The sequence below is a fragment of the Chitinibacter sp. GC72 genome (genome assembly GCF_009760905.1).
In the GTDB taxonomy this organism is placed as follows: Bacteria; Pseudomonadota; Gammaproteobacteria; order Burkholderiales; family Chitinibacteraceae; genus Chitinibacter.
The window spans coordinates 95,360-113,503 of record NZ_VIRW01000004.1 but is presented as its reverse complement, the minus strand read 5'-3'; the positions used below and the strand labels follow the sequence as shown (position 1 = coordinate 113,503).

The 18,144-nt window shown below is 55.1% G+C and carries 21 protein-coding genes; 6 read left to right on the top strand and 15 right to left on the bottom strand.

What is annotated here, in order from left to right:
* Window positions 1–18: 18 nt before the first annotated feature.
* The gene (gene queE, locus FLS37_RS05440; protein WP_157314943.1) at window positions 19–663 is read right to left on the bottom strand and encodes a 7-carboxy-7-deazaguanine synthase QueE; all 645 of its coding nucleotides are present in this window, start codon (window positions 661–663) and stop codon (window positions 19–21) included.
* Between the two features lie 309 nt (window positions 664–972).
* On the opposite strand from queE, the gene FLS37_RS05435 reads away from it, so the two are divergent.
* Window positions 973–2,187: a multidrug effflux MFS transporter gene (locus FLS37_RS05435; protein WP_157314942.1), complete on the top strand. Its 1,215-nt coding sequence runs from the start codon at window positions 973–975 to the stop codon at window positions 2,185–2,187.
* Window positions 2,188–2,422: 235 nt separating this feature from the next.
* Here FLS37_RS05435 and FLS37_RS05430 read toward each other — a convergent pair whose 3' ends face one another.
* The 11 genes from FLS37_RS05430 to FLS37_RS05380 all read right to left on the bottom strand — a co-directional run bounded on the left by FLS37_RS05430 (window position 2,423) and on the right by FLS37_RS05380 (window position 11,747).
* Window positions 2,423–3,133, bottom strand: coding sequence for a DUF4253 domain-containing protein (locus tag FLS37_RS05430; RefSeq protein WP_157314941.1), 711 nt, complete (start codon window positions 3,131–3,133; stop codon window positions 2,423–2,425).
* Window positions 3,134–3,344: 211 nt separating this feature from the next.
* A complete protein-coding gene (gene ybgF, locus FLS37_RS05425; RefSeq protein ID WP_198314495.1) occupies window positions 3,345–4,079 on the bottom strand; it encodes a tol-pal system protein YbgF in 735 nt (244 codons plus the stop codon).
* Window positions 4,080–4,209: 130 nt separating this feature from the next.
* On the bottom strand, window positions 4,210–4,752 hold the full coding sequence (pal, locus tag FLS37_RS05420) for a peptidoglycan-associated lipoprotein Pal (RefSeq protein ID WP_157314939.1): 543 nt from the start codon (window positions 4,750–4,752) through the stop codon (window positions 4,210–4,212).
* Window positions 4,753–4,840: 88 nt separating this feature from the next.
* On the bottom strand, window positions 4,841–6,118 hold the full coding sequence (gene tolB, locus FLS37_RS05415; RefSeq protein WP_232522498.1) for a Tol-Pal system beta propeller repeat protein TolB: 1,278 nt from the start codon (window positions 6,116–6,118) through the stop codon (window positions 4,841–4,843).
* A gap of 10 nt (window positions 6,119–6,128) precedes the next feature.
* The gene (locus tag FLS37_RS05410) at window positions 6,129–6,992 is read right to left on the bottom strand and encodes a TonB C-terminal domain-containing protein (protein ID WP_157314938.1); all 864 of its coding nucleotides are present in this window, start codon (window positions 6,990–6,992) and stop codon (window positions 6,129–6,131) included.
* A complete protein-coding gene (gene tolR / locus FLS37_RS05405) occupies window positions 6,992–7,408 on the bottom strand; it encodes a protein TolR (RefSeq protein WP_157314937.1) in 417 nt (138 codons plus the stop codon). Before tolR ends, FLS37_RS05410 begins: the two co-directional genes overlap by 1 nt.
* 9 nt (window positions 7,409–7,417) lie before the next feature.
* On the bottom strand, window positions 7,418–8,071 hold the full coding sequence (tolQ, locus tag FLS37_RS05400; RefSeq protein WP_198314510.1) for a protein TolQ: 654 nt from the start codon (window positions 8,069–8,071) through the stop codon (window positions 7,418–7,420).
* Window positions 8,072–8,471: 400 nt separating this feature from the next.
* Entirely contained in the window at window positions 8,472–9,515 is a 1,044-nt protein-coding gene (gene ruvB, locus FLS37_RS05395) for a Holliday junction branch migration DNA helicase RuvB (protein WP_157314935.1), read from the bottom strand.
* Between the two features lie 64 nt (window positions 9,516–9,579).
* The gene (ruvA, locus tag FLS37_RS05390; RefSeq protein WP_157314934.1) at window positions 9,580–10,173 is read right to left on the bottom strand and encodes a Holliday junction branch migration protein RuvA; all 594 of its coding nucleotides are present in this window, start codon (window positions 10,171–10,173) and stop codon (window positions 9,580–9,582) included.
* 180 nt (window positions 10,174–10,353) lie between these two features.
* Entirely contained in the window at window positions 10,354–10,875 is a 522-nt protein-coding gene (ruvC, locus tag FLS37_RS05385; protein WP_157314933.1) for a crossover junction endodeoxyribonuclease RuvC, read from the bottom strand.
* Window positions 10,875–11,747 carry an energy transducer TonB gene (locus FLS37_RS05380; RefSeq protein WP_157314932.1) on the bottom strand — a complete coding sequence of 291 codons (873 nt, stop codon included), beginning with the start codon at window positions 11,745–11,747 and terminating at the stop codon, window positions 10,875–10,877. Before FLS37_RS05380 ends, ruvC begins: the two co-directional genes overlap by 1 nt.
* A 133-nt stretch (window positions 11,748–11,880) precedes the next feature.
* On the opposite strand from FLS37_RS05380, the gene FLS37_RS05375 reads away from it, so the two are divergent.
* From FLS37_RS05375 to aroG, 4 genes are all read left to right on the top strand, one after another.
* Complete coding sequence (locus FLS37_RS05375; RefSeq protein WP_157314931.1) at window positions 11,881–12,186, top strand: c-type cytochrome; 306 nt, start codon at window positions 11,881–11,883, stop codon at window positions 12,184–12,186.
* 126 nt (window positions 12,187–12,312) lie between these two features.
* The gene (dksA, locus tag FLS37_RS05370; RefSeq protein ID WP_157314930.1) at window positions 12,313–12,729 is read left to right on the top strand and encodes an RNA polymerase-binding protein DksA; all 417 of its coding nucleotides are present in this window, start codon (window positions 12,313–12,315) and stop codon (window positions 12,727–12,729) included.
* Window positions 12,730–12,739: 10 nt separating this feature from the next.
* Entirely contained in the window at window positions 12,740–13,156 is a 417-nt protein-coding gene (locus FLS37_RS05365; protein ID WP_157314929.1) for a Fur family transcriptional regulator, read from the top strand.
* Between the two features lie 135 nt (window positions 13,157–13,291).
* Window positions 13,292–14,356, top strand: a complete 1,065-nt coding sequence (gene aroG, locus FLS37_RS05360) for a 3-deoxy-7-phosphoheptulonate synthase AroG (RefSeq protein ID WP_157314928.1) — start codon at window positions 13,292–13,294, stop codon at window positions 14,354–14,356.
* Window positions 14,357–14,570: 214 nt separating this feature from the next.
* Here aroG and FLS37_RS05355 read toward each other — a convergent pair whose 3' ends face one another.
* Complete coding sequence (locus FLS37_RS05355) at window positions 14,571–15,212, bottom strand: chemotaxis protein CheD (RefSeq protein WP_157314927.1); 642 nt, start codon at window positions 15,210–15,212, stop codon at window positions 14,571–14,573.
* Between the two features lie 192 nt (window positions 15,213–15,404).
* Here FLS37_RS05355 and FLS37_RS05350 point away from each other — a divergent pair, with 192 nt between their 5' ends.
* Window positions 15,405–16,088, top strand: coding sequence for a TIGR02117 family protein (locus FLS37_RS05350; RefSeq protein ID WP_157314926.1), 684 nt, complete (start codon window positions 15,405–15,407; stop codon window positions 16,086–16,088).
* A gap of 25 nt (window positions 16,089–16,113) precedes the next feature.
* Here FLS37_RS05350 and zigA read toward each other — a convergent pair whose 3' ends face one another.
* Together zigA and FLS37_RS05340 are read right to left on the bottom strand one after the other, a co-directional pair.
* A complete protein-coding gene (gene zigA / locus FLS37_RS05345; RefSeq protein ID WP_157314925.1) occupies window positions 16,114–17,322 on the bottom strand; it encodes a zinc metallochaperone GTPase ZigA in 1,209 nt (402 codons plus the stop codon).
* A 152-nt stretch (window positions 17,323–17,474) separates the two neighbouring features.
* Window positions 17,475–18,077: an FMN-dependent NADH-azoreductase gene (locus tag FLS37_RS05340; RefSeq protein WP_157314924.1), complete on the bottom strand. Its 603-nt coding sequence runs from the start codon at window positions 18,075–18,077 to the stop codon at window positions 17,475–17,477.
* Window positions 18,078–18,144 lie beyond the last annotated feature (67 nt).

Genomic DNA, 18,144 nt, shown 5'->3' with positions numbered 1-18,144 from the left:
TTAGAAAAGAGCAGCGGGCTATACCCCCGGCTTCTCACCCCAGAGTAATTTATGCAGCTGCACTTGCACACGCACTGGTAGCTTATCGGCGATCACCCAGTCGGCCAGATCGACGGGTTTGAGACTCTCCCACACCGGCGAGAAAATCACTGGTGCTTTCTCATTCAAGCGGTGCTCGCGCACATATTCGCGCGCCCATTCGTAATCGCTGCGATCAACCAGTACAAATTTGATTTCGTCGTGCTCGGTCACCGCGTCGACATTGGCCCACAGCATATTATGCATTTCGCCCGATTTAGGCGTTTTGATATCCAGAATGCGCGACACACGCGGGTCAACGCAATCAATCGGCTGGCCGCCACCGGTTTCGGTGCTCACGCTATAGCCAGCATCGCACAGGCGCTTGAACAGCAGATGCACCGGTTTTTGCGCCAGCGGCTCACCGCCAGTGACGCAGACGGTTTTACAGCCGTAGGACTCAATTTGCGCCATGATCTCGTCAAGACTTATGGTTTTGCCGCCGGTGAAGGCATACGCGCTATCGCAATAGGTACAACGCATCGGGCAACCGGTGAGGCGCACAAATACGGTAGGCAGGCCGATGCGGCTGGTTTCGCCTTGCAGCGAGTGGAATATTTCGGTGATACGCAATGATTCGCGCATGTAGAGCTTTCCTTTCCGAAGAACAGTTCGGGGGATTTGAATAAAAACGACCAGATTATGTTGCGCTTTGCTTGGCCGTGCCGCCATTTTATACCGGCGCGCCAGAGAGAGACAGGCAGGATTACCCCAGCTTGCTGTGCACAGAGCTGGCGGTAAAGCACAAGGGTCAAGTGAGTTGCACTATTACACTTGTTCAGCCGATAGATTTGGCATTTAATAAGCCATTGTACTTCAACAGTGTCAATCTCCTTGATCTATATGGGTATATCTTCCTAAAGCATACAGAAAAAGGCGTTGCCACCTATACCCATGACAAACACCACCACTTCGCCCGCCACGCCGCCAAACCGTTTTGCAGGCTGGATTTTGCTGCTCGCCGCGCTAACTGCGCTGGGGCCTTTATCCATAGATATGTATTTACCGGGCCTGCCCGCAATTGCCAGCGGCCTGCACGCCGACGATGGCACGGTGCAGCTCACCCTAGCGAGCTACTTTATCGGCTTGGCGCTGGGGCAGATCTTATACGGCCCGCTCTCGGATCACTTTGGCCGCAAACCACCGCTGCTGATCGGGCTGGGCGTGTATTTGCTCGCGTCCATCGGCTGCGCACTGGCCACCAGTATCGAGGCCTTGATTGCACTGCGTTTTATCCAGGCGCTGGGCGGCTGCGCTGGCATGGTGATTGCCCGTGCGGTGGTGCGTGACCGTTGCGAGCCGCGCATGGCGGCGCAGGTGTATTCATCATTGGTTCTGGTGATGGGCGTTGCGCCGATTCTGGCACCACTTCTTGGCAGTTGGGTAGTGGGCGTGAGCAGCTGGCGGGCGATTTTTGCCTTGCTGGCGCTGTTTGCCCTGCTGAGCCTGATCGCGATGCATTATCTCTTGCCCGAATCACGTCTGGCCAAGCGTGAGCAGCGCTTTGAGTTGGGCGCCACGCTGCGGGCCTATCACGAGCTGCTGCGCGACCGGCACTTTATAGGCTATGCGCTCACCGGCGGCTTGGCCGTGGCCGGGCTATTTGCTTATATCACCGGCTCGCCGATTGTGATGATGAAGGTGTATGGCCTAAGCCCGACGCAATACAGCCTAACTTTTGGCAGCATTGCCGCGTGCTACATCATCGCCAGCCAGTTTAATGCGCGAGCGCTGAAAAACCATTCGATTGATCAAATACTGCAGCGCTCAACGATCATGCTGGCGCTGGCCAGCGGGGTCTTGCTGCTCACCAGCCTGCTGACCCAGCCACCGTTCTGGCTGCTGGTGGGCTGCATTTATCTGTATCTGATGGCGCTGGGCTTTGCTGCCCCCAACTCAACCGCAGGCGCGCTGGCGCATCATGGCGCGCAAGCCGGCTTAGCCTCGGCGCTGATGGGCACCATGCAATTTGGCATTGCCACAGTGGCAGGGGTGCTGATGGGAATCTGGCACGACGGCAGCAGCCTGCCGCTGGCGAGCACGCTGGCGTTTTGCGGGATTGGCGCGTTTGTTGCGTATCGCTTCGGGGCAATCAAGCTGGGGAGCTAGGAAGAAGGGCAAGCAATTGCAGGACAGGTAACGCCCTGCCAGCACAGGATAAATCAGTGAATCCAAGACTAAAACACGGTTTAGCGATGCCTGGAAGTGGAAGTCGATCAGGCCTGATTCAGCCCTCCTCCAGAAAGCCATAGGGCATCGAAGAACAGCTTACATCTAGGTATTGCCCCACCAAGCAATCCAGCTTTGACTTGCAGAGCAATACCCAGACGTTAGCAATTCATTATTAATCCCACCAGAAATACCACACCGGTGAGCGCAACAGGCTGCGCGCCAGCGCCTCTACCGTCTCGGTGCCCTGATCAACAATATCGGGGCAATATAAATATTGTTCCTGCGCCAGCATCAGGGCGTCTTCCAGCGTCTGTGGCGGGCGGCTGACCGACATTTCAATCACATCGCCGGTGTAGCAGACAGGCACGGCACCATAACACTCACCCCAGTAGCGAAACAGGGCCGCATGAACCGGCGCATCCGGGCATTCATTCCAACCACCGATGCGCAGATGGCAAGGTACTTGCCAGGCCAGCCCGGCAGGAACCAGCGCCAGCGCCACTTGCTCATACGGCTTTCCGGTCATGATATTGCAATGGGCGCTCAAGCGAGCATCCGAGCCATCTTCCGGCATGCCTTCGAAGTCGCCCTCGCCCCAATCTGCTTCGTCGTCCTCGTCGGTGTCATCGGCACCAAACTCGAGCGCAAATGCCTTCGCTTCCTCGGCACGGGCTGCCAACCAGCGCTGCGCATCTTCAAGCTCGGCACGCGCCAGCAGCTCGTCCAGAGACTCTTCGGACGTTTCAATATTTTCAAACAAGGCATCGGTCTCATCCACATTGCCCAGAATAATAGGCATGACACCTGTGTCTTGCTGGAGCTCGACCAGCTTGGCCAAAGCCTGCTGGCCTGGAACAACGATCATTTTGAAATCAACTAGCATCTTCAACTCCAAAAGGTGAACAGCAATGAAAACGTGTTTGAAGCATGAACAGCGCCAGCTGCTGCGCGCTATGGCCGGTATGCGACACTCAAATTCTGGCCAGACTATTGCGACCCACCGAAGAACAAGGGGTATTGCTCTGCAAGCCAATACTAGAAAAGGCTACAGCAACACACCCATGAAACGACTATTGCAATAGTGTGCGTATCGATTAATTAGGTGCAGCCAGCGCTTTTTTGGCTTTGGCAGCGGCTTCCGATTGCGGGTAGCGTTCCAGAATATTGATCAGGTAATTGCGCGAAGATTTTTTATCACCCGTGGTCGCGGCGACGGATGCGAGGCCAAGCAGTGCGTCGGGGGCTTTTTCGTCATCGGGGGCATTTTCAACGACGTTTTTAAAGGCGATATTGGCCGATTTGTAGTCTTTGCTAAAGGCGTAGTTCATGCCCATCCAGTATTGGGCTGCCGCCATTTTTTCAGTGCTGGGGTAATCGGCGACAAAACGGCTCCAGGCTGCGCTGGCTTCCTTGAATTTCTTGCTTTGCACCAGTGCCACGGCGGCGTCAAAGCTTTCCTGCTCGCTCAGCTTGGCTTCCTGTTTGGCCTCGGCTTTGGCTTGTTCAATATTGCGCAGCCGCGCATCCAGATCGATGTATAGGTCTTTCTGGCGTTTAACGGCTTCATCCAGATTAAATTGCAGCACTTCATTGGCGCCGCGCAATTTGGCGATTTCTTCTTTTTGCGCGTCCAGCTGGCGCACCAGATCAAGGATGCGCGATTTGCTCGCTTCCAGTTGCTCCAGACGCTGGGTGTTTTGCTGTTGCAGCGTTTGCACGCTGGCAGCCAGATCAGCCACTTGTTTGCGGGCGACATCGTCATCAAACAAGCCCGCCTGCACATGCGTTGCCATCCCGGCAAAAACAAAAGCCATTAGTGCAATTTTCATTGGTTTCATCATCAACATCTCAATGGTATTGAAATACAAACCCCGCAATGGCGGGGTTTGGGGGATGGCGCACTACGCACTTCCCATGCAGGAAAGAGCGTAGGCAGAACGCCAAAACTAGGCAAGCAACTTATTTAGTTTGTTCGCCGTTATACACAATATCGGCGCGGCGATTACGCTCCCACGCTTCATCGGTATCGCCGTTTTCCAGCGGACGCTCTTCACCAAAGCTCACTGCCTCGATCTGGTTTTCGTTCACGCCCAAAGCGAGCAGCAATTTAGCCACGGCGTCGGCACGTTTCTGGCCCAGCGCCAGATTGTATTCTGCCGTACCGCGATTATCGGTATTGCCTTGCAGGATGATTTTGTAATCGCGACGCTCAACCAGGAATTTGGCGTGGGCTTGCACCATGGCGTCGTATTCGCTCTTGACGGTGAATGAGTCGTAATCGAAATACACCCGGCGTTGCGACAGGATATTGCTTGGGTCGCTCAGGCGCGGATCCAGTTTTACGCCCGTAGTGCCAGTGGCATCCACCGTGGTGATCTCGGAGCCGGTATTGCTGGTGTTGCCCGTCGTCTGGTTGGCGTTTGGATCAGTAACTGGCGCTGGCGTGCTGGCACATGCAGCGAGCAGGGCGGTCATTAAAACACTGAGTGCAATCTTTTTCATCGGTTTACTCCGTTGATTAAACAAAATGTATTTCTACTTGGCTTTGTTGACATTGGGTTTGCGACGGTAAACCAAACGTCAACAGCCCCTAGCGCAACATCGGACCCCAGGCAGGCTGACGTACTTCGCCACCCTGCGCTTTCAGCCGCTGCTTAATGCGGCCATCGGCAGAGACAATGGCCAGCGTGCCACGGCGACCCACATCGGTTTCATACAGAATCATCTGGCTATTGGGCGCAAAAGACGGCGAATCGTCGGCATTGGTATCGGTGAGCACCATGCTCTGGCGGCTGGCCAGATCCATGATGGCCACACGGTAGCCATTGCTACGGGTGACATATGTCATCGAACGGCCATCGGGCGAGACTTTCGCGCTGGCGTTATAGGCGCCCGAATTGGTCATCCGCACCGCTTCGCCGCCCTCGATGGACTGGCGATAGATTTGCGGGCTGCCACCACGATCCGACGTGAAAACAATGCTGCGACCATCGGCAAGGAAGGAAGGTTCCGTATTGATTTCACCGCTTTGCGTAATGCGGCGCGGGTTGCTGCCGTCGGCATTGATCACATAAATCTGACTGCCCAAGTCCTTGCTCAAGACCACGGCCAGTTTTTTGCCGTCGGGCGACCAGGCCGGCGATGAATTGCTGCCTTTGAAATTGGCAGCTTCAATGCGTTTGCCAGTGGCCAGCTCGTGCACGTAGACAATCGGTTTTTCTTTTTCAAACGACACATACGCCAGCTTGCCGCCATCGGGTGACCAACGCGGCGACATAATCGGCTTACGCGAAGCCAAAACAGTCTGCGCGCCGTAGCCATCCGAATCAGCCACCTGCAATTGATAACGACCCGGTGTTTTCAACACATAGGCAATGCGCGAAGCAAATGCACCCGTTTTGCCAGTGAGCTTGGCGTAAATCATATCGGCGATTTGATGTGCCAAACGGCGAGTCTGACTGGCGTTGCCGCGTTTTTCAAAGGCGATCAATTCCTGCTTGGTGGCCAGATCAACCAGCCAGAAGCGCACCGTCACCTGATTGCCATCAGGAATCACCTGCCCCACCAGCGCGGTTTGCGCGCCTTTGGCCTGCAGCGCCGGAAAATTGATTTCGCTGGACGAAAACGGTTGTGGCGCTACATCACCAGCGGGAATCACCTTGAACAAGCCGCTATTGCCCAAATCGGTGCCAACCACTGGCGTAATCGCCTGTGCCAGACCGATTTCATTTTTGAACGGTACGATGGCGATGGGATACTGCTGGCTGCCGACGCCAACCACTTCAATCGTCATATCGGCGTGCGCAGCGCCTGCAGCCAACAGCGTTGCTGCGACCAAACCACGTAAAAACTGTTTGAGCATCTTCATTGATAGATTCCTAATCAAGACGGAATTTGATATTCCACGTACGCAATGAGCCACTGAAAGTCTGGCCATCGGGCAGTGGCGGGAAACGCCCCATGCTTAAGATGGCCCGCTTGGTCGCCTCGGCATACGCCGGATCACCTGTGGCACTGATTTGTTGCAACTGGTCTTCCAGAATGGAGCCATCGGGCAGAACGATCACGCGGAATTCTGCTGTCGGGCTGCCGCCTTTGCTATACACCGTACGCGATTTGATTTGCTGGATCAGACGACCTTTATAGCTTTCCAGACCGGCTGCATTGGCACCAGAGCCCTTGCCCGCCCCGCTATTGCCCACTGCATTCGGATTAGTCCCTGTGCCGCCGGGCTTGCCGCCTGCCACTGGCTTGGTATTGCTGGAGATAGTGTTGTCCAGGGACAGCAAATCCTGCATTTCGCTCTTCTTCGGTGCCGCCGTGGCTTTAGCTTTTGGCGCAGCAGTCGGCTTGGCCGCAGGCGCATTCGTCGCCTTTGGTGCTGCGGTCGCTTTCGGCGTTGCCGTTGGTACAGGCGTTACTTTGGGCGTTGCCGTCGGTTTGGCCGTTGGTTTTGGCGTGGTTTTTACCTTCGCGGTTTGAATGTCGACTTTTTTCGGCAATTCTTCAGGCTCGGGCGGCGGCTGTTTGACTGGCTTGACTTTCACCGGTTCGGGCTGGGCTGGCTCGGGCGCAGCAGGCAGCTGCCCGCCCCAAAGCTCGACCACCACCGGCTTGGGCTTTTGCGTTTTCCACTGCACTGACAATAACAAAGCCGCAGCCAGAATCACGTGCATCAACACGGCCAGCACAAATGACAGGCCGCGTTTTTCCTCATGAGCGGGGTTGTGCATCCGATTCATTATTTAGGCTGCACCATCAGGCCGACGCGGGCGATTTCGGCTTTTTGCAAGCTATCCATCGTTTGCACGACGATTTCGTATTTGACGTTTTTATCGGCGGAAATAATCACTGGGCGCTCGGTTTCAGTACCCATTTTGGCCTTGATTGCAGCGACCAAGGTTGCGACATCGGCCTGCGGCTCGGCCTTGCTACCTTGCGCATCAATCAGGCCGAGTGCGCCTTCGGCTGAAATTTCAACGGTGATCGGCTTGGCGGCGACTTCGATATTCGATTTACCGACGCTAGGCAGATTAATCACCGAAGGCTGCATCATCGGCGCTGCGACCATAAAGATCACCAGCAGCACCAGCATCACGTCGACATAGGGAACGACGTTAATTTCGCTTTTCGCACGACGGGGGCGACGATTATTCATGAGGCAACCTTAGCGAATTTGGCGCTGCAAAACATTCGAGAATTCTTCGATAAAAGTATCAAAGCGGTTCGCGAGGCGATCAACATCATAAGCAAAGCGGTTGTAGGCCACGACAGCCGGAATCGCGGCAAACAGGCCAATCGCCGTCGCGACCAACGCTTCAGCAATGTGCGGCGCTACCGTTGCCAGCGTGGCTTGGCCGACATTACCTAGGCCTTTGAAGGCATACATAATGCCCCACACCGTGCCGAACAGACCGATATAGGGGCTGACCGAGCCAACCGACGCTAAAAACGCATTGTGTTTATCGAGGAAATCGAGCTCGCGCTGGCAGGATGCGCGCATCGCACGGCGAGTCCCTTCCATCACGTCGGATAATTCCATTCCGCCTTTTTGGCGCAATTTTAAAAATTCGCCAAAGCCCGCTTCAAAGATTTTTTCCATCCCGATGCTGCGGCTACGTTTCACTTGCTCGTACAGGCCGTTCAAATCCGAGCCGCCCCAGAAGCGGTCTTCAAATTCTTCGGTGTGCTTTTTGGCGTTCGCTAGCGTGAAATGCTTGCTGAAAATATGCCACCACGACACAAACGACAGCGCCATCAAAATCACCATCACCATTTGCACGACGAAACTCGCTTGCATTACCAAGCTAATAATCGACATATCTTGTACGCCAGCGCTGACATCCACGGGAAATACTCCAAAAATAAAAGCCTAAAGTTGGTAAACCTTAAGCGGTAAAAGTTCAGCCAGTATGAAAGCCCCGCATCTTGCCATGCGTGGCTAGGGTATTCGGATAGCTATTGTGCATAAAAAATGCCCTGGTCGGGGCATTTGGCTTTGATTTTGTATGAAATTACCAATGCATTCATCCGTTTTAGAGTGGGTTTTAAAAGTAGCGAGCCCTGTCACAACACTTCGGGTGCAGACGGAACTGCGAGGCAGTAACGCAGGAAGCGGAAAGTACGTTTTGTACATGAGGCTTCTTCAATTGTTGAGTAACTCCCGACGCGTTATCACGGGAGGCGCACCCCAAGGGTACTTCCTTCGGGGCGCAGCATTTTTAAATCTCGCTCTTAGGCGCGCTCAAACCAAAGTGCGCATAAGCCCCCAAAGTCGCCATCCGTCCGCGCGGCGTGCGCTGCATCAGGCCTTGCTGAATCAAATAGGGCTCGACGACTTCCTCAATCGTATCGGTCGACTCACCAATCGCCGCACCGACGTTATCCAGCCCCACCGGGCCACCGCCGAATTTTTCCAGAATAGCCAGCAATAGTTTTCTATCCATCACATCGAGCCCAGCGTGATCGACGTCGAGCATTTGCAGCGCGGCATCGGCCACTTCACGCGTCACCACGCCATCGTGTTTTACCTCGGCAAAATCGCGTACGCGGCGTAGCAGTCGGTTGGCAATTCGCGGCGTACCGCGCGAGCGGCGCGCGATTTCAAACGCGCCGTCGTCGGCCATTTCGACATTCAGCAAACCGGCCGAGCGGCTCACAATGCGCGTCAATTCTTCCGGCGTATAAAACTCCAGCCGCGCGACAATGCCAAAACGATCGCGCAATGGATTGGTCAACATCCCTGCCCGAGTCGTCGCGCCGACCAAAGTAAACGGCGGCAAATCGAGCTTCACCGAGCGCGCAGCTGGGCCTTCTCCGATCATAATGTCGAGCTGAAAATCTTCCAGTGCCGGATACAGAATTTCTTCGACTACCGGCGAAAGGCGGTGAATTTCGTCGATAAACAGCACATCATGCGGCTCCAGATTGGTCAGCAACGCGGCCAGATCGCCAGCGCGCTCCAACACCGGGCCCGAGGTTTGCCGCAAATTGACGCCCAATTCGCGCGCGATGATGTGCGCCAGCGTCGTTTTACCGAGGCCGGGCGGGCCAAATAGCAGCACATGGTCGAGCGCTTCGCCGCGCTTTTTTGCCGCTTCGATAAAAATTTCCAGCTGGCCGCGCGCCTTCATCTGCCCGACGTATTCGTCGAGCAATTTCGGCCGCAGCGCACGTTCAAGCTGCTCTTCATTATTCGAGAGCTTTTGCGCGGTGATCAGGCGATCAGGCGGCGGAGCGGAAAAAAGCGAATCAGTTTCGATCATCTTGATACCCTTGCAGGTATGGCTCTGAAATTAAGATTGAATATGCCCTGCGAACAAATACCCATTAGCCTTTCGCCAGCGATTTGAGCGCCATCCGGATACCGTCGCTGACTGACGCATCGGCGGGCAGCGCTTTCATCGCCAGATTGGCTTCGCGCTCGTTATAACCCAGCGCCAGCAAGGCATTCAGAATATCACTGCGATCGTCTGGCGTGGTGGCCAATGGCAACTCACCGGGCATGGAGACCAGACCACCGGTGGCCAGCTTGCCGCGCAATTCAAGCACCAGACGCTCGGCGGTTTTCTTGCCGATACCGGGTACGGCGGAGAGGCGCTTGATGTCTTCCGAGGCCACCGCCAGCGCCAGCTCATCCGCCGTCATACCCGACAAGACCGCGAGCGCGATTTTGGCGCCAATCCCCGACACCTTGATCAAGGTGCGAAAACTATTGCGCTCCTCGCGAGTCGCAAAACCATAGAGCAGCTGGGCATCTTCACGCACCACCAGATGGGTAAACAGCGTGGTCGCGTCCCCGAGATGCGGCAAGACATAGAAAGTGCTCATCGGCACATCCACTTCATAACCGACACCGCCAACATCGAGCAGAATTTGCGGCGGTTGTTTTTCCAGTAGTTTGCCTGTGAGACGACCAATCATGATGCAGCTCTGCGCCTAGCGCCAAAGTGAACGAACGTACAGTATAACGGCTTTGCGGGGCGAAAATCAAAATCGTCTGTCCGCTACCGTGCAATTCACTCATAAACAGTAGCGCGCCTCAATACATGGCAATGTATATATTTGTAGAGCAATTACAACAAGGCTTACAAGCACATACCCCTAGGCCATTCGCCCGCGCTTCATCGACATCCGGTACGCCGCAAGTTGCTTGGCTGCGCCGCCCTGGTGCTGGGCATGCGTCAGGGCGACGCCGAGCGCGTCGGCGGCGTCGGCTTGCGGTACGCCCGACAGGCGCAAATGGCGCTGCACCATCAGCCCGACCTGAGCTTTGTCGGCATGGCCATTACCCACAACGGCTTGTTTCACTTGCAACGCGGTGTAGTCCGTCACAGGTAGTCCAGCCAACACCAAAGCCGCCACAGCTGCACCGCGCGCCTGGCCCAGCATCAAAGTGGCAGCAGGGTTGACGTTAACAAAGACTTGTTCGATCGCTGATTCATCGGGCTTGTACGTCGCGACAATTTGCGCGATGCCATCGAGGATGATTTTGATGCGCTCGGGCAGCGGCCCGCCCTGGGTTTTGATACAGCCTGAAGCGACATAAACGCGATTCTGGCCAACAACGTCGATCACGCCAAAACCGGTGGTGCGCGAACCGGGGTCGATACCGAGGATGCGCATTAATCGGAGGTCAGCGTTTGGCGCTCGAAGGTCCAGGTACGGGTAATCACCAGCACCGTGGCGGGTTTGCCGCTGGAATCGAGCATGTCGGGTGGCAATCTGGAAAATGGCGCGGCCATTTTCAAAATACGCAGCGCGGCGGCATCAAGCTGTGGATTGCCCGAGCTTTTGTCAATTTGGGCGCTACGCATTGCGCCATCGGCGTCAATTTCAACTGTAACGCGCAATTGACCGTAGATTTTCTTACCTGTGGCATCGACCGGATAGGCCATGGTGCCCACTTTCTCGATTTTCTGCCGCCAGCCGTCCATATACATGGCCACACTGGTTTGCTTGGCGCGCGCGCCGACAAAGGCCTTGCGCGGCTTGCTTTGGTATTCGTGATTCTGCTTGGCAATCTGGGCGGCTAGGCCGGCGATTTCCTGCTGCTTGCGCACCTGGTCTTTGAGTTCTTCCAGATCCAGCGGCTGACCGTCAGGCTTATCCTGCACATTTTTGCTATCGGTCGCAGCTTTCTGCGGTGATTTAAGCTGCGTCATCAGCTGGTTGTTTTGCTCTTCCAGCTTTTTCAGGCGCGATTCCACCTGCTCCAGCTCCAGCTCGGTTTGCTTGGATTTGGCAGGCAGTGCGGATTTAACTCGGTGATTGGGTGCGTCGGTATTGCCGCCACCGTCCAGATCGGCCTGCGCTTCAACTTCGGCATTGCTGGGGCGGGTTGTGGTTTTCTGGTTGACCAGCACAATATCCAGCGGTTGCTGCGAAATAAACTGGCGTGGATCAGGCAGCACAAACTGAATGCCAAAAATGGGGAAGGCGTGCGCAATCAGCGATAAAACCATCGCCGCAGCCATAAAACGTTGCCCACGATCCATCTCTTGTCTTCCCAAATCAATTGTCCGCTCAATCGCGCGAGTGTAGCACAGCCGAGATAAGGGCTTATCGCAGGCGCGCATCTGCTGTGAAGCGGAGTAGAATAGTTGCACATTTTGGGAAGGAATGATGATTATGCGCAACACTTTGATGGTTCTGGCTTTGCTATGCTCTAGCTCGGTATTTGCTGCTGATGACGGTGCCAAGATCGCCGCCAAGTACAATTGTCTGGCCTGTCACTCGGTCGATCAGAAAATCGTTGGCCCCTCGTACAAAGAAGTGGCCAAGCGCTACAAAGGCCAGAAAGACGCCGAAGCAATGCTGATGGCCGAAGTACGCAAAGGCCTGCCCGGCGGGAAATGGGGCAAAATTCCAATGCCGGCCCAGCAGATTGAAGACAAAGACCTGCGCGTGATTATTCGCTGGGTTTTGGCGCAATAAAACGCTAGATTTAATACGATTGTCACGCAACCTTATTGCATTGCTCTGCGGAGTTGATTAAGCTGCGTGCCCTACTGGGTTGCTTATTTTGTAAGCGGCCAACCTTGTCAAAAAGCGAGAATAATCATGGCAAAACTCACGGAACAAGACATCCGGGACTGGAAAGGCCCCGAAGATGACTATATGAACGCGGATCACCTCGAGTTCTTCCGCGAGCGTCTGGTGCAAATGAAAGCCGAGCTGGTGGCTAATGCCAGCCAGACCACCAGCCATCTGCAGGAACAGGAAGCAACGCCTGATCCGGCTGACCGTGCCACTCTGGAAGAGGAATATGCACTGGAATTGCGCACGCGTGACCGCGAACGCAAGCTATTGCTGAAAATCGACTCGACATTGCGCAAAATCGCCGAAGAAAATTACGGCTATTGCGAAGATACTGGTGAGCCGATCGGTCTGCTGCGTCTGCTGGCGCGCCCAACGGCGTCTTTGTCGCTGGAAGCGCAGGAACGCCGCGAACGACAGAAAAAACAGTACGCGGATTGATTGCCCCCCCATGAATGACACCACACGCGCCACCGCGCGTGAACTGATCAGCAAAACCCGCGCTCGCATCACGCCAGCGCGGGTTGATATTTTGGCGGCCCTGCTTGGCGCACAGCGCCCGCTGTCGCATCTGGATATTCAGGAATTGCTCGCGCCGGGGCTTGATCGCGTTACCGTTTACCGCGTGCTCGACTGGCTGACCGCCGAAAATCTGGCGCACAAATTATCCGGCGACGATCGGGTTTGGCGCTTCTCGGCAGCCAAAGCGCCGCATCATCATGCGCATTTTCATTGCCAGCAATGCGGCCGGTTTTATTGCCTGGAAGACGTCAAAACCGATCTGCCCGTGGCGCTGCCCAAGTCATTTATCGCCGACTCGGTAGAAATTACCGTCAAAGGCATTTGCGCTGACTGCAAATCAGCCTGATTTCTCCTCCATCCAGTCACCTGCCACGCGCTTTTTGCGTTTCGTCGCTTGCCGCCAAGCGCTTTAGACGATAATCTCTTCTCTTTAAAGAATATACAGGCAATCTCTGATTGCACTTAGCCTGCAGGGAAGATCATGCATTACCAAACCGACGACGTCCGCATCCGCGAAATCAAAGAGTTACTCCCGCCCGTGGCAGTAATCGAAAAATATCCAGTGAATGAAACCGCGTCGACCTCGGTATTTGAAACGCGCCAGGCGATTCATCAAATGCTGACCGGTAATGACGACCGCCTGCTGGTTATCATTGGCCCCTGTTCGATTCACGACCCGAAATCTGCGCTTGAATACGGCCAGCGCCTGCTTAAATTGCGCGAGCAATACAAAGGCCAGCTGGAAATCGTGATGCGCGTTTACTTTGAAAAACCGCGTACCACCGTCGGCTGGAAAGGCCTGATCAACGATCCGTTCCTCAATGGCAGCTTCAATATCAACGAAGGCCTGCGCATTGCGCGTAAATTGCTGGTTGACCTGAACAACACCGGCATGCCAACGGCAGGCGAATTCCTCGACATGATCACGCCGCAATATGTGGCCGATCTGATGAGCTGGGGTGCGATTGGCGCCCGCACCACCGAATCACAAGTTCACCGCGAGCTGGCTTCAGGCCTATCTTGCCCGGTGGGCTTTAAAAATGGCACCGACGGCAATCTGAAAATCGCTTTCGATGCGATCAAATCCGCCGGTCAGCCACACCACTTCCTGTCAGTGACCAAATACGGCCACTCGGCGATTGTGGCCACTGGCGGCAATCCGGATTGCCACGTGATTCTGCGCGGCGGTAAAGAGCCGAACTACGACGAAACGCATGTCCGTGCAGCATCGGCTGATCTGGCCGCAGCCGGTCTGGCCAAGAAAATCATGATCGACTTCAGCCACGCCAATAGCCGCAAAGACTACCGTCGCCAGATGGAAGTGTGCGCTGATACCTGTGCCCAAGTATCCAGCGGCAACGACGCGATCTTTGGCGTGATGGTGGAAAGCCATCTGGTTGAAGGCCGTCAGGACGATGGCGCGGGTAAAGAATTGTGCTACGGCCAATCGATTACCGACGCGTGCATCGGCTGGGATGACACCGAAAAACTGCTGTCGGATCTGGCCAACGCCGTGGCTACACGCCGCGCACTAAGTAAGCTTTAAACTCGTCCAAGCAATCAACCTAGCCAAACTGAGCCGCCCTAAGCAGCTCAGCCCGCCTAGGCAGAAAAAACACCGGAACTGGGTGCAATGCGCTATCAGGCATTGCACTGGCTCCGGTTTTTTTGCGCCTACCCCGCAGATACACCTGGCATGTATTGCCTTGCAGACCAGTAATATATTGATCTACAAGGCAATACCCTTACGCCAAGCCAAGCTAGAAGTAATCAATCTTGGTCACGCGCTGCGACAGCTGCAATTGTGCGGCGTATTGCAGCTCGGCCTTGCCCAGCTCGCGGCTGCGGGCGGCGTGCGCGCTAAAGCGGCGGCAAAATACATCGCCGGTCGATGGCTCAAAAATCACCTGCCGCGCCCATTTCCCACCCAGATCGCTGGCGACCAAGGGTATTTTTTCGTTGCGCAACCAGGTTTCGGTAAATTCGATATTGGCCTGACCCACAGTCGGGCGCTGGTTCATATCCAGCACGTCGCCGCCGCCAAACGCTTTGGCCAGCAAATGATGCTTGAGCGCGCCCGCCTTCATCATCGCGTTGACCAGTACTTCCATCGACGCCATGCCGGAAAAGTAGCCGTCCAGATCATCCTTGCTATGACGCAGCGGCACCATGAAATGATTCATGCCGATCAGCCTGCTGTGCGGATCAAACAGGCACACCGCAATGCAGGAGCCCAGCGTGGTTTTAATCGGGCAATGGTGATGCACGGCCACTTCGCCAGCCACAATCGAGTGCGCCAGCTTGCCCAGATGGTGGGGCTGCAGATTGCCATACATCGGTTCGTGCAGGCGGCGCAGCGTTGGCTCTTCGATATGCAGCCAGGTTGGGGCGGGCAAAGTCATGGCGAATGTCAGGCTAGAGGCAATGTTTTAACTTAGCTTGCCTACCCCAATTAGGCAGCCTTTTTACCGAAAAATCCGCCGAGCTCCTCTATGTGTACTTGCGCTCAACACGCAGGCACCCACCGTAACATCGCCTGCATGGACACTGCTTTTTCCCGCATCTATGCTGCGGACTTCCAGTGTGGAGTACCTATGTTGACCCAATTCAAACGCGACTTACCCCAACACATCAGGCAGATCGGCCAGCTCATCGCTGCGCTGGCTCTGTATACACTCCTGTGCGCACTGACACCTCTGGCGCACGCAGAAACAGCACCGAATCAGCAGACCGTGTATGTGGTCAATAATGGCTGGCATACCGGCCTGATCGTGCCAGCAGCGCCATTTAAAGAGCGCTTTCCTGCGCTGCAAAAACGCTTTGCTGCGGCCAGTCATTTTGAAATCGGCTGGGGGGATAAGGGGTTTTATCAGGCCAAGGAAATCACCACCAAAATCACGTTCAAGGCCATGTTTGGCCTCTCCGGTTCGATTATGCATATTGTCGGGCTTGGCAATACCCCAGCCAAGTATATAGCTAAAGAGCATATCAAGGCTTTATGCCTAAGCAATACCCAACTGGAGCAGCTTAACGCAGCAATTAGCGAGAGTCTGGCGCTGAACGCACAGCAAGACGTGCAGCCACTAGGCTCCGGGCTGTATGGCGACAGCGAATTCTTTGCGGCCGTCGGCAACTATTACCTGCTGAACACCTGCAATAGCTGGACGGCCCAGCGGCTAGCCCGCGCCGGGCTGCCGATCTGGAGCCGTTTCAAATTCACCGCCGCCAGCGTCATGAATGCGATTGCCGATCTACCGGCGCAGTGCTTACCCGAATAGCTAAGCCCTGCGACACGGCGCTGATTTACGCCGGTACGGCCTCTGGCTCATCGGCGGCGACACCCCATGCCGGGAATGGATCGGGGTAGTTGCTCCAATCTTTGCTGGCCAATTCGGCATCGGTCAGCAGGCAGGCATTCAGTCGTGATTTGAGCAGATCTTCGTCCATCTCTATGCCAATAAATACGATTTGCTGTTTACGGTCGCCAAAATTATCATCCCAACCATCGGCAATTGCGTCGAGCGAATCATCGTCTTGCGGCCAATGCTCTTTCGGCACGCTGGCCCACCAGTAGCCGCCTGCACCATGGCGACACGCACCACCGGCTTGTGACCAGCTACCGGCAAAACTCGGGCGGCTGGCTAGCCAGAAGAAACCTTTTGAGCGCAACACGCCATCCCATTCGCTGTGGATCAAATCCCAGAAACGCTGTGGGTGCAGCGGGCGGCGCGCATTCCAGACGAAGCTACTAATGCCATATTCCTCGGTTTCCGGCACATGATCACCGCGCAATTCGGCCAGCCAGCCCGGCGCGTTAGCGGCCTCATCAAAATCAAAGCGGCCGGTTCCCAAAATCGCATTCAGTGGCACCTCGCCGTTTTCGGCGATCAATTGCACTGCGCGTGGGTTGAGCGCAGATAAAATTCCCTGCAATTGTTCCAGCTGCTCGGCGCTAACCAGATCGGGCTTGCTAATCACCAGCACATCGCAAAATTCGACTTGCTCGATCAGCAAGTCCACCACGGTGCGATCGTCGCCTTCGCCGGCCGTTTCGCCGCGCTCGGCCAGTAAATCGCCGCCAGCATAGTCGCGCAAAAAGTTAAATGCATCCACCACCGTCACCATCGTATCGAGCTGTGCCAGATCGGATAGCGATTGGCCTTGCTCGTCACGGAAAGTAAATGTCTCGGCGACTGGTAAAGGCTCGGCAATGCCGGTTGATTCGATCAGCAAATAATCAAAGCGATCTTCTTTGGCCAAACGCGCGACTTCTTCGAGTAAATCTTCGCGCAGCGTGCAGCAAATACAGCCATTGCTCATTTCGACGAGGCGCTCTTCGCCGCGCGCAAAGCCGCCCTGATGAATGAGCTCACCGTCGATATTGACGTCTGATAGATCATTCACAATCACCGCCACGCGCAGGCCAGCGCGGTTTTTCAGCACGTGATTCATCAAAGTGGTTTTACCTGCGCCCAAAAAGCCGGATAAAACGGTGACAGGTAGTTTTTTCATGCTACGGCTCCGCCCAAAAAGCCATTAGCATAGACAATTGCAACATAGTTGCGCAACTATGTTGCAAATATAGGCGTAAAAAACGGCCAATTCAAGCATGAAATTGGCCGTTTTTAATTGAATATATTAGCTTTAAACTACTTTTATCTTATTTAAGCTGCAATTGAGCTCAATTTTGCACGGGCCGCGGCCAGCGCAGGATCACGCACCTCGGGCCCCATCGCCAAGCCTTCGGCCGCGATGACGCGAACGTCGCTAATCCCCAAAAAGCCCAGCAATACACGCAGGTAATCAATATGCGCAATGCCAGTCGGCGTGCCGGCATGTTGGCCGCCCGCGGTGGCCACAATCACCGCGCGTTTACCACCCGCCAGACCTTCGGGGCCATTCGCGCCATATTTGAATGTCACGCCCGCCACGGTGATCATATCGATCCATGCTTTGAGCTGGCTCGGGATCGAGAAGTTGTACATTGGCGCGCCAATCACTAACACATCGGCCGCCAGAAACTCGGCCATCACCGCCTCGGCAATGCTAACCTGATGCGCTTGTTGTGCGTTGCGCTGTTGCTCGGGCATCCCTTTGGCGGCGAGCAAAGGGCCATCCAGATGCAAAGTCGCCGCGCTGGTCACATCGCGGTAAGTGATATTCACCGCTGGCTCGGCCAAGCGGATACTTTCAACCACTTCTTTGGTCAGTTGGCGTGATACTGAGTGATCACCCAAAATGCTGGAATCAATCTGGAGCAAGTTCATGGTGCAATCCTTTGTGGCTAAATAGTTTTGATGTAGGCATCTTATATTTGGCGCAAAATAGCCACTA